The sequence below is a fragment of the Geodermatophilus sp. SYSU D00758 genome, from assembly GCF_054049955.1.
This window is the reverse complement of sequence record NZ_JBJGYK010000071.1, coordinates 1-10,972: the sequence shown is the minus strand read 5'-3', so window position 1 is coordinate 10,972 and position 10,972 is coordinate 1. Positions and strand designations below refer to the sequence as shown.

Annotated in this window: 10 protein-coding genes and 1 riboswitch; of the genes, 4 read left to right on the top strand and 6 right to left on the bottom strand. The window is 74.9% G+C overall.

Translation table 11 applies throughout. From position 1 onward, the window contains the following. Nucleotides 1–675: 675 nt before the first annotated feature. The 4 genes from qcrB to ctaE are packed head-to-tail and all read right to left on the bottom strand — an operon-like array spanning nt 676 to nt 4,973. Nucleotides 676–2,340 (bottom strand): cytochrome bc1 complex cytochrome b subunit, encoded by a 1,665-nt coding sequence (gene qcrB / locus ACI8AC_RS24685; protein ID WP_456900500.1) that lies wholly within the window; start codon nt 2,338–2,340, stop codon nt 676–678. Beyond that, a complete protein-coding gene (gene qcrA / locus ACI8AC_RS24680) occupies nt 2,340–3,452 on the bottom strand; it encodes a cytochrome bc1 complex Rieske iron-sulfur subunit (protein WP_456900499.1) in 1,113 nt (370 codons plus the stop codon). Before qcrA ends, qcrB begins: the two co-directional genes overlap by 1 nt. Continuing rightward, nucleotides 3,449–4,342, bottom strand: a complete 894-nt coding sequence (gene qcrC / locus ACI8AC_RS24675) for a cytochrome bc1 complex diheme cytochrome c subunit (RefSeq protein ID WP_456900498.1) — start codon at nt 4,340–4,342, stop codon at nt 3,449–3,451. Before qcrC ends, qcrA begins: the two co-directional genes overlap by 4 nt. Before the next feature lie 7 nt (nt 4,343–4,349). Next, entirely contained in the window at nt 4,350–4,973 is a 624-nt protein-coding gene (gene ctaE, locus ACI8AC_RS24670; protein ID WP_456900501.1) for an aa3-type cytochrome oxidase subunit III, read from the bottom strand. Between the two features lie 205 nt (nt 4,974–5,178). On the opposite strand from ctaE, the gene ACI8AC_RS24665 reads away from it, so the two are divergent. After that, nucleotides 5,179–5,598: a hypothetical protein gene (locus tag ACI8AC_RS24665; RefSeq protein WP_456900497.1), complete on the top strand. Its 420-nt coding sequence runs from the start codon at nt 5,179–5,181 to the stop codon at nt 5,596–5,598. Beyond that, nucleotides 5,595–6,635 carry an anthranilate phosphoribosyltransferase gene (trpD, locus tag ACI8AC_RS24660; protein WP_456900496.1) on the top strand — a complete coding sequence of 347 codons (1,041 nt, stop codon included), beginning with the start codon at nt 5,595–5,597 and terminating at the stop codon, nt 6,633–6,635. The genes ACI8AC_RS24665 and trpD overlap by 4 nt, the downstream gene beginning before the upstream one ends. Nucleotides 6,636–6,686: 51 nt before the next feature. On the opposite strand, the gene ACI8AC_RS24655 is transcribed toward trpD, so the two are convergent. Further along, nucleotides 6,687–6,974, bottom strand: coding sequence for an Lrp/AsnC family transcriptional regulator (locus tag ACI8AC_RS24655; RefSeq protein WP_456900495.1), 288 nt, complete (start codon nt 6,972–6,974; stop codon nt 6,687–6,689). Nucleotides 6,975–7,106: 132 nt separating this feature from the next. Next, nucleotides 7,107–8,942, bottom strand: coding sequence for a DEDD exonuclease domain-containing protein (locus ACI8AC_RS24650; protein ID WP_456900494.1), 1,836 nt, complete (start codon nt 8,940–8,942; stop codon nt 7,107–7,109). Between the two features lie 92 nt (nt 8,943–9,034). On the opposite strand from ACI8AC_RS24650, the gene ACI8AC_RS24645 reads away from it, so the two are divergent. Beyond that, the gene (locus tag ACI8AC_RS24645) at nt 9,035–9,400 is read left to right on the top strand and encodes a hypothetical protein (protein WP_456900493.1); all 366 of its coding nucleotides are present in this window, start codon (nt 9,035–9,037) and stop codon (nt 9,398–9,400) included. Between the two features lie 162 nt (nt 9,401–9,562). Next, a riboswitch (cyclic di-AMP (ydaO/yuaA leader) is annotated at nt 9,563–9,754 on the top strand. A gap of 250 nt (nt 9,755–10,004) precedes the next feature. Then, entirely contained in the window at nt 10,005–10,853 is an 849-nt protein-coding gene (locus tag ACI8AC_RS24640; protein WP_456900492.1) for an NlpC/P60 family protein, read from the top strand. The last annotated feature ends 119 nt before the right edge of the window (nt 10,854–10,972 follow it).

The following is a 10,972-nucleotide window of genomic DNA, read 5'->3' as shown; positions in this document are numbered from 1 at the left end:
GGGTCCGTCGACGAGGGCCCCTCCCCGCTCCGGCGGGGAGGGGCCCTCGTCGTCGGTGCACCACCCGTAGGGGCGGGTGGGGCTGCGGAGGGGCCCGTGCGGCCGCCTGCGGGACGCACGGACGCCGCTGCTGTCGGGGCGCGGCCGGCCCCTGCTGACGGGCGCTGAGCCGGTCGTCCCGTCCGGCGTGGAGGTGAGGACGGCGCTCCGGCCCGCCGGACCGGGCGCCCTGGCCCCCGCGGCAGTGCGCCCACCGGGGGGCGCACCCGGGACCACCCGCCGGCGCCCGGGCCGGGTCAGGGGCCGCTACGGCGCCGGGCACGAGCCCGCCGTGCGGGGCGACAGCCGGCGTCCCGCCCGTGCCGCGGTCCCCGGGCAGCCTCTTCAGGCTCCGGCGGCCTCGGGGCGGCCCGCACCGCACCAGGGCTCCCGGAGCGGGTGGACCGGCCGGAGCGGCCGCCGCACCTCGTCGTCGCCGCCCCCGGGCGGCGGTGCGGTGCGGCGACCAGGAGCAGTGCAGCGGCCGGTGGGGCCGGCGGCCTCGACCGCTGACGGCGGCGGCCTCGACCGCGGCCGGCCGCCGGCTGTTCAGACGCTCGGCGTCGGACGGGAGAGCCCCCGGCGACGAGGGCCCCGACGGATGATCCGTCGGGGCCCTCGTCGTGGGCGGGGAGCTCAGTCGCGCGGCTCCTGCGGCCGTCCGCCGTCGGACGGGCGACCGGAGGAGGTGAGCTCGCGGCTCTCGTCCGCCGCCGCCGCCCCGTGGGCCTCGCGCCGCTGCTCGATCTCCACCTGGGCCGGCTCCTCGATGGGGGAGAAGAACCCGCGGATGGCCCGCCGGGCGGCGCCGACCTGGTTCATCTTCTTGGGCACCGGAGCGCCGCCGTAGGCCAGCTGGCCGTGGCCGTGCTCGTCGACCGGACCCAGCGGCTGGTGCACCTCGATGAACTCGCCGTGCGGCAGACGCCGGATGACACCGGTCTCGATGCCGTGCTCGAGGACCTCCCGGTCGTGCTTCTGCAGGCCCAGGCAGATCCGGTAGGTGATCACGTAGACGATCGGCGGCAGGATGACGAGCCCGATCCGGCCGATCCAGGTCATCGCGTTGAGGCTGATGTCGAACTTGTCCGCGACCACGTCGTTGCCGCCGGAGATCATCAGCACCACGTAGAAGGTGATGGCCATCGTGCCCAGCGAGGTGCGGACCGGGACGTCGCGCGGCCGCTGCAGCAGGTGGTGGCTCGCCTCGTCCCGGGTGAGCTTGCGCTCGATCACCGGGTAGAGGGCCATGAGGGTGAACAGGATCCCCGGCAGCACCACCGTCGGCCAGAACAGCGCCGGGATCGTGTAGTCACCCGGCAGGTTGATGTCCCAGGCCGGCCAGAGCCGGGTGGAGCCGTCGAGGAACATGACGTACCAGTCGGGCTGGGACGCCGCCGAGACCTGCGCCGGGTTGTACGGGCCCCACAGCCACAGCGGGTTGATCTGCACGAGGCCGCCGAGGGCCGCGCAGACGCCGAACACGATGAACACCAGGCCGGTGGCCTTGCCCGCGAAGGCGGGGAACAGCCGGTTGCCGACCACGTTGTGCTCGGTGCGCCCCGGCCCGGGGAACTGGGTGTGCTTCTGCTTGACCAGGATCAGCAGGTGGAGGGCGATGAGCGCGAGCATGATCGCCGGCACGATCAGCACGTGCACGATGTACATGCGGCCGACGATCGCCTCACCGACGTAGTCGCCGTTGAAGACCGCCCAGTGCACCCAGGTGCCCACGACCGGGATCGACAGGATGATCGCCGAGACGATCCGCAGGCCCGTGCCGGAGAGCAGGTCGTCGGGCATCGAGTAGCCGGTGAAGCCCATGGCGAAGGACAGGACCAGCAGCGCGATGCCGATGAGCCAGTTCGTCTCCCGCGGCCGCCGGAAGGCGCCGGTGAAGAAGATGCGCAGCAGGTGCACCACGATGGCGGCGACGAACAGCAGCGCCGCCCAGTGGTGCAGCTGGCGCATGAAGAGCCCGCCGCGGACGTCGAAGGAGATGTTCAGCGTCGAGTCGTAGGCCGCCGACATCTCCACGCCCCGCAGCGGCGCGTAGCTGCCGTCGTAGACGACCTCCCGCATGGACGCGTCGAAGAAGAACGTCAGGTACGTGCCCGACAGCAGCAGCAGGATGAACGAGTAGAGGGCGATCTCCCCGAGCAGGAAGGACCAGTGGTCGGGGAAGACCTTGTTGAGGGTCCGGCGCAGCGGGCCGGCGACGATGAGGCGGTCGTCGAAGTCCACGGCGGCCTTGCCCAGCCGCGTGGTCGGGACCCCCGGCGCCGTGGCGGTGCGAGCCATCAGATGCGCTCCCGGTTCCAGTAGGTGGGGCCTACGGCCTCAATGTAATCGCTGCGCGCAACAAAATAGCCCTCGTCATCGACCGTGATGGGCAGCTGCGGCAGGGCACGGGTGGCCGGGCCGAACACCGGCCTGGCCCCCTGCGTGACGTCGAACTGCGACTGGTGGCACGGGCAGAGGATCCGGCTGGTCTCCTGCTCGTAGAGCGACACCGGGCAGCCGGCGTGCGTGCAGATCTTCGAGTAGGCGACGTAGTCGCCGTAGCCGAAGCCCTCCTGACCGGGGATCGGGCGGTCGTCCTCGAGCTGCTCCGGGCGCAGCCGGATGAGCATGGTCGCCGCGTCGGACTCCCGGTTGCCGCCGGGGACGGCCGGGAAGACCGTCTCCAGCGAGCCCGGCTGCTGGTCGCCCGGGCGGATCGGGGTGCCGTCGTCCCGGAGCAGCCGGACGCCCTCGCCCCAGCTGGTGGTGCCCAGCGGGTTGCCGGTGTTGGGGTTCCGGATCAGGCCGCCGAGCGGCATGATCAGCATCGCCCCGAGCGCGCCGCCCATGAACACCATCGAACGGGTGAGCAGCTTGCGCCGGGCCAGGCCGCTGTTGTGCAGGCCGCCGACGAGGGTGGCACCGGTGGTGACCCGGTCGAAGTGCGAGCCGTCGTGCTTGTCCTGCACCGCGGTCTCGTGCGGCAGGAGCTTCTTGGTGTAGAGCACCAGCCCGACGCCGACCAGGATCAGCGACAGGCCGCCGAGCGCGCCGAGCAGCGGGGTGAAGATCGCGCTCCAGCCGCCCTCGGTGATGTCCCACTGCCAGTCGGGCAGGAACCAGCCGGAGCCGACGTAGACGACGATGAACGCGAGCGCGGCCACACCGGCCAGCGCGAAGGTCAGCGCGACCTGGCGGACGGCCCGCTTCTCCAGCGTCGACCCCGGCTCGGGGCCGGGGTCGACGTGCAGGATCTCGACGCCGTCGTACCGCGCACCGAGCCGGTCGAGCTCCTCGCGCGGCATGGCCGCCAGCTGCTCGGCGCTGTACTGGTCGTCCGGCCCGCCGACGTGCGGGCCGGAGACGTCCGCGCCGCCGTGCGAGCCGGGGCCGGTGTACTGCGTGGTCACGCCTTGCTCCCCATCCAGAAGATCCCGAACAGCAGGATGCTGACTCCGACGGTCCAGATGACCAGGCCCTCGGCCACCGGGCCGATCCGCCCGATGCCGGCGCCGCCCGGGTCGGCCTGCTCGTTGATGGTCTGGACGTAGAGGATGATCGACCGCTTCTCCTCGGGGGTCAGCTGGTTGTCCCCGAAGACCGGCATGTTCTCCGGTCCGGTGAGCATCGCGGTGTAGATCTCCAGGTCGTTGGCGCCCTCGAGGCTCGGCGCCGCCTTGCCCGAGGAGAGCGCACCGCCCTGGCCGACGAAGTTGTGGCAGGAGGCGCAGTTGAGCCGGAACAGCTCACCGCCCTCGGCGAGGTCGCCCTCGCGCAGGTCGCCCGACGGCAGGGTCGGGCCGCCGCCGTTGGCCTGGACGTAGGCCATCAGCTGGTCGATCTGCTCGTCGGAGAAGACCGCCGGCTTGTCGGGGGCGTCGGCCTCCTGGCGGACCAGCGGCATGCGGCCGGTGTGGACCTGGAAGTAGACCGACGCCGCGCCGACGCCGATGAGCGACGGGCCGCGGTTGGGCACGCCCGCGAGGTTCTCCCCGTGGCAGGAGATGCAGCTGCGCTCGTAGAGCTCGCGGCCGGCGGCCTCGGCGGAGGACTCGGTGGTCGCCGTCCCCTCCTCGCCGGCCGCGTAGGCCGGGGACAGGAACGCGTACAGCGTCCCGGTCAGGACCAGGGCGGCCATCAGGCCGGCCACGTTGGTGACGCGACGCCGCTGCCGCGAGCGCCGCCGCGCGCGGGCTGCCGCGGCCGGCGAGCCCGCGGCGGGGCGGCGGGACCAGCGGCCGCGGCCCCGCGGGGAGGCGTCGTCGTGCCGGGCGTCGGAGTGCGGGTTCGTGGTGGACACCGGTTCCCTAGCGGATCAGGTAGATCGTGGCGAAGAGCCCGACCCACACGACGTCGACGAAGTGCCAGTAGTAGGAGACCACGATCGCCGCGGTCGCCTGCGCCGGCGTGAAGCGGCCCATGGTGGACCGGATGAGCAGGTACACGAAGGCGACCAGGCCCCCGATGACGTGCAGCGCGTGGAAGCCGGTCGTCAGGTAGAAGACCGACCCGTAGGTGGAGCTGGAGATGGTCGTGCCGTGGTCCACGACCAGCACGCGGTACTCGTTGGCCTGGGCGAGCACGAAGATGAGGCCCATGGCGAACGTGATGGTGAACCAGCGGCGCAGCCCGTAGACGTTGCCCTGCTCGGCGGCGAAGACGCCCAGCTGGCAGGTGACCGAGCTCAGGACCAGGATGATCGTGAAGACCAGCGCGTACGGCAGGTTCAGCTCGGTCGGTTCCGGCGGCCACCCCTCCGTCGCTCGGGCCCGCGCGGTGAAGTACATGGCGAACAAGCCGGCGAAGAACATCAGCTCGCTGGACAGCCAGATGATCGTTCCGACGCTGACCATGTTCGGTCGGGACAGCGAGTGCACCCGCGAGGTGTCGAAGGTGCCGCTCGCGACGGGAGCCGTTGTCACGGGGCCCATCATGGCATCGGCTCCGGCGTCGCACCGACCGCGGGTGGTGCGCGCGCCGTTCCCGTGACCTGCCCGAGACCTAGCCCGGACCGGGTGATCGCGCCGCCCGGTCGAGGGGCCGGACGACCCCCGGCGGGGGCAACGGGGGGTGCCTCGGGCGGCTCCGCGTCCACGTTCCCCGGGCGACGGACCGGCGGGCACTAGGCTCGCCGCCGTGATCGACGCCGCGCCGGCCACCGTCCTGGTCTACAGCTCCCGCCCCGAGGTCCGGGCCGCCGTGCGCACCGCCGTGGGACGGCGGCCGGCGAGGGACGTCGGCCCGCTCACCTGGGTCGAGTGCGCCACCGGCCAGGACGTCGTGGACACGGTCGACGGCGGCGGCGTCGACCTGTGCATCCTGGACGGCGAGGCGCAGCCCACGGGGGGGCTGGGCCTGGCCCGGCAGCTGCGGATCGAGCTGGCCGACCCCCCGCTGCTGTGCGTGCTCGTGGCCCGGCAGCCCGACCGCTGGCTGGCGCACTGGTCGCAGGCCGATGCGACCCTCCCGCACCCGCTCGACCCGCTGACCGCCCCGGACGTCGTCGCCGCCCTGCTGCGCGACCACGTCGGGGGGCGACCGGCCGCGCGCCGGTGAGCCCCCGCACCTGGCCGGCGCTGCTCACCCGGCTGCTGGCCCGCGAGGACCTCGCGGCCGAGGACACCGCCTGGGCCATGCGCGAGGTCATGACGGGGGAGGCCACGCCGGCCCAGGTCGCCGGCTTCGCCGTGGCGCTGCGGGCCAAGGGGGAGGCCCCCTCCGAGGTCGCCGGCCTCGCCGCCACGATGCTGGAGCAGGCCACCCCGGTCTCGCTGCCGCTGTCCTGCGTCGACATCGTCGGCACCGGCGGCGACGGCGCGCACACGGTCAACATCAGCACGATGGCGGCGGTGGTGACGGCGGCCGCCGGGGTCCCGGTCGCCAAGCACGGCAACCGCGCGGCGTCGTCGTCCTCCGGGGCGGCCGACGTGCTCGAGGCGCTCGGCGTGGTCATCGACCTGCCCGCGGCCGGGGTCGCGCGCTGCGTCGAGGACGCCGGCATCGGCTTCTTCTTCGCGCCCGTCTTCCACCCCGGCTACCGGCACACGGCCGCCCCCCGGCGGGAGATGGGCATCGGCACCGTCTTCAACTTCCTCGGGCCGCTGACCAACCCGGCCCGGCCGGTGGCCGCGGCTATCGGCTGCGCCGACGCGCGGATGGCGCCCGTGCTGGCGGCCGTCCTCGCCGAGCGCGGCATGCGCGCGCTGGTGTTCCGGGGGGACGACGGCCTCGACGAGCTCACCACGGCCACGACGTCCTCGGTCTGGGTGGTGCGCGGCGGTGAGGTCGAGCCCGACCGCGTGGACCCCACCGCGCTCGGGCTCGAGGTGCCGCCACCGGGCGCCCTCCGGGGCGGTGACCCGGCGGCCAACGCCGAGGTGTTCCGGCGGGTGGTCCGGGGGGAGCCGGGGCCGGTGCGCGACGCCGTGCTGCTCAACGCGGCCGCGGCCCTGGCCGCCTTCGACGAGCGGCCGGCGCGGTTGCACGACGCCCTGGCCGCGGGCCTGGAGCGGGCGGCGGCCGCGGTCGACGACGGTCGGGCGGCTGCCCTGCTCGACCGCTGGGTGACCGTCAGCCGGGCGCTGCGCGGCTGAACGGGCCGGCGGCGGCGCCGCCGGGTGGCACGGGCGGGACGGGTTCCCCGCTCAGGCCCCGGACTCGAAGCCGATCGAGAAGGCGGCCTCCAGGTCGTGCCGCGAGTAGCTGCGGAAGGCGATGTGGGTGTCGGTCTCCAGGACACCCGGGACCTTGTTGATCCGCCCCGCGATGACCTCGGCCACCTGGTCGAACTCCCGCACCCGCACGACGGCGATGAGGTCGACGTCCCCGGCGACCGAGTAGACCTCGCTCACGCCCTCCAGGTCGGCGACGGCCTCGGCCACCTCGGGGATCGCGTCGGTGGCCGCGTCGATCATGACGATGGCGGTGATCACGCCGGGGATGCTAGTGGAAGGACCCTCCTGCCCCCCACGCCTCGCTCCGCTCGGCGCGGGCCCCTGCAGGAGGGCCGTTCCGGCACCTCACCGGCTCGGCGCGGGCCCCTGCATCGGAACGGCCGACCGTGGTCACCGCGCCACCGCGGGGGAGGGCGGGCCCGGTGACACCCGCTCGGGCCGGGCGCGGGTGCGCAGGGGACGGTCGTCGGCGAACGGGTCGCGCTCGGCGCGGCTCTGCTCGACGCGGTGCAGGAAGTCGTTGTAGCCGCCGGTGCCCGGCACGGGGCAGGCGAGCGTCCCGTCGACCTCCACCAGGCGGGTGCCCGGCTTCTCCATCCAGCGCAGCACCAGCTCGGTCTCGTCCACGGAGGCGGCCAGCTCGCCGTCGGGGCCCAGCGGCGTCTCGGCGGTGGCCCGCAGGCCGGCCAGGGCCGAGCGCACCGAGGACCCGCGGGCGGCGCAGCCGGCGGCGACGAGGCGGCCGCGCCGGACGACCGACAGCGCCCAGCCCTCCTCGGGCCCCGGCCGCGCCAGCACCAGCTCCGGGACGGTCGCCAGCGACTCCAGCCGCTGCCGCCGGCGCACCGCTCGGACGAGGACCGCCACCCGGTCGCGCAGCACGGCGGCGTCCTCGTAGCGCTCGTCGGCGGCCAGCCGCTCGACGCGGTCCAGCAGCGGCGTGAGCAGCGCGCGGGGGTCGGCGACCACGGCGGCCCGCAGCACCGCGGCGACGGCGGCGTACTCCTCGACCGACTGCGCCCCCGTGCAGGGCGCCCCGCAGCGGCCCATGTCCGCGAGGGCGCACGCCGTGCCGAGCACCCGCGGGGACAACCGGCCGGTGCACTGGCGCAGCGGCAGGGACTCGTGGACGGCGGCGACGGCGGCGTCGGCCGCCCGCCGGTCGGGGAACGGCCCCAGGAAGACCCCGGCGCCGGGGCGGACGCGGCGCACCACCGACAGCCTCGGGAACGGCTCCTCGGTGAGCCGCACCCACAGCGCCCGCTCCGGGAAGCGGGAGCGCCGGTTGTAGCGGGGCTTGTGCTCGGCGATCAGGCGCAGCTCCCGGACGGCGGCCTCCAGGTCGTGGGCGCAGGGGACCGCGTCGACCCGCTGGGCCAGGGCGACCATCTCGGTGATCCGGCTGCGCTGCTCGCCGGAGGTGAAGTAGCTGCGCACCCGGCTGCGCAGGTCGGTGGACGTGCCGACGTAGAGCGGCTCGTCGCGGGGCCCGCGGAAGACGTACACCCCCGGGCCGGAGGGGACGTCGTCGGCCAGGTGCCGCTTGCGCCGGCGCTCGGGGTCGACCTGACGGGTCAGCCCGGAGAGCTCCTCCAGCGAGGTGATGCCGAGCGGGCCGAGCCGCTCGAACAGCCCGTGCAGGACGTCCACGGTGGCCCGCGCGTCGTCGAGGGCCCGGTGGGTGGGTGAGGTGGTCGCCGAGAAGAAGGGCGCGAGGGTGGCGAGCTTGCAGTTGGGGACCTCGTCGCGGCTGAGCAGGCGGCGGGCCAGCACGGCCGTGTCGACCGACGCGGCGGCCGGCCACGGCACGGCGCTGGCCGCGCAGGCGGCCTTGAGGAAGCCGAGGTCGAAGGGCGCGTTGTGCGCCACCAGCACCGCGCCGCGGGCGAACTCCAGGAAGGCCGGGAGGACGGCGGCGATCCGCGGGGCGGCGGCCACCATGGTCGAGGTGATGCCGGTCAGCACGCTGATGTAGGGCGGGATCTCGCAACCGGGGTCGACGAGGGTCTGGAACTCGCCGAGCACCCGGCCGCCGCGCACCTTGACCGCGCCGATCTCGGTGATCGCGCTGTCGGTCGGCGACCCGCCGGTGGTCTCCAGGTCCACCACGACGAAGGTGACCTCCGCGAGCGGGGTGCCCAGCTCGTCGATCGTCCCCTGCTGGTAGCGCGGCCGGCCCGCGGCCGGTGTCGTCGCGGCGGCCGGACCGGCGGGGAAGAGGTGCACGGTGCGGACGCTAGGTCGGGGTGCCGACAGTCCCGGGGACGCGCGCCGGGCCGCCCGGGCGACCGCGGGGACTGTCGGTGGGTGCTCCTAGCGTGCGGCGCGCACCGACCGAGGCCACGGCGGCCTCGTCCCGGTCGGTCGAGGAGGAGGGAAGCGCCGTGCACATCGACTGCGACACCTGCACCGTCCGCGGTACCGGCTGCGCCGACTGCGTCGTGACCGTGCTGCTGGGCGCCCCACCGGGGTGGCAGGGGAGGGACCCGGTCGTCGTCCCGATGACCGCGCGCGGCGACGCGGGAGGCGCGCAGGAGCCGGTCGTGGTCCGGCCGGGTGTCGTGGTCGACTTCGACGACGTGGAGCGGCGGGCCGTGCGGGCACTGGCCGAGGGTGGCCTGGTCCCGCCGCTGCGGCACCGGCCCGCGCCGGGGGCCGGCTCCGGCGGGCGCCGGACGGGCTGAGCGCGCTGCGCGCCCGGGCCGTCCCGCCGCGCGTCGCGGCCCGCGACGGTGCCGATCCCCACAGGCCACGGGGGCCCCGTTCGTCACTCCCGCACCACGCCCGTTCGGTGTGCCGGTCCGACCGGGTGGTCGCCGCCCCTGGTGGGGTGGCCTCGGGCGGGCACCGCCGAATCGCCCGACCCGCTCGGCAGAGCGTCGAGGGCGGACCGGGGACCCACCGCAGCACCGGGGTGAGTTCTCGCGCGTCCCGGTCCGCCGGACGCACGCACCGGCCGCGCCGGTGCGCAGAGATGGGGCGCTTCTTCCCAGCCCGAACCCGTCAGCTGACCCGGTAGGCGGTCGCTGAGAAGAACGGAGAGCCGCCGACCGTGGCGTCCCGCCGCCCTGCCCCGGGGCATGCCGTCGATCCCCACCACCGCGACCCGGCCGTCGCAGCCCGCCGCACCCTGGGCCGGGTGCTCCTCGTGGCGGCCACCACCTCCCTCGCGGTCAGCCTCCTGCCGGGCACCGCCGCCGCGGACCCCGAGCAGGCGACCACCCCCGAGCAGGCGACCACCCCGAGCAGGCCGCGCAGCTCGTCGCCCGGGCCGGGCACGAGCTCGAGGTGGTCAGCGAGCAGGTCAACGAGGCCCGCGAGACGCTGGCCGGGCAGCAGGCCGCGGCCGAGGCCGCGCACGCCGCCGCCGCGACCGCCCGCCGGCAGCTCGACGGGCTCCACGGGCAGATCCGCCAGGTCGCCCGCTCGGCCTTCACCGGGCGGAACCCGACGGAGCTGGACCTGCTCATGACCAGCGGTTCGGCCGAGGACTTCGTCTCCCGGCTGGCGACCCTGGAGGCGATCGCCGGTCACACCGGCGAGGTGATCGCGCGGGTCTCGGCCTCCGCGAGGACCGCCGAGCAGGCGCAGGCCGCGGCCGACGCGGCGACGAGCGCGACCCGGCGGGCCCTCGACGAGGTCACCGCGCGCCAGGCCGAGCTCGAGGTCGACGTCGCCGACTACCGGGCGCAGTGCGACGCGCTCACCGCAGCTCAGCAGGAGATCCTCGTCGCCGCGCACCCGGGGCAGGCGGTCGCCACCCCGGCACCGGCCGTGGCCGCCGGCAGCGCGGCCCAGGCCGCCGTCGACACCGCCCTCGCCCAGGTGGGCGACCCCTACGTGTGGGGAGCCGGTGGGCCCGACGCCTTCGACTGCTCCGCGCTGATCCAGTACGCCTACGCCGCGGCCGGGATCACGCTGCCGCACTCCAGCCGGATGCAGTCGACGACGGGCACCGCGGTCTCCCGCGCCGACCTCCGGCCGGGCGACCTGATCTTCTACCGCAGCCCGGTCAGCCACGTGTCGATGTACGTCGGCAACGGTCAGATGGTCCACGCCTCGACCTCCGGCCAGCCGGTCAAGGTCGTCGCGGTCGACTCCACGGGCAGGATCACCGCGATGCGCCGCATCGCCTGACAGTGAGGATGTGAGGGGACGGGGTCACCCCTGGTGGTCTGACTCTCCGCCTGACCGACGCCTTGCTGTCCTGCTGTGGGATGTGTCGGCCGTGTGGGGGTGGCCCCGTCCTTGCACGT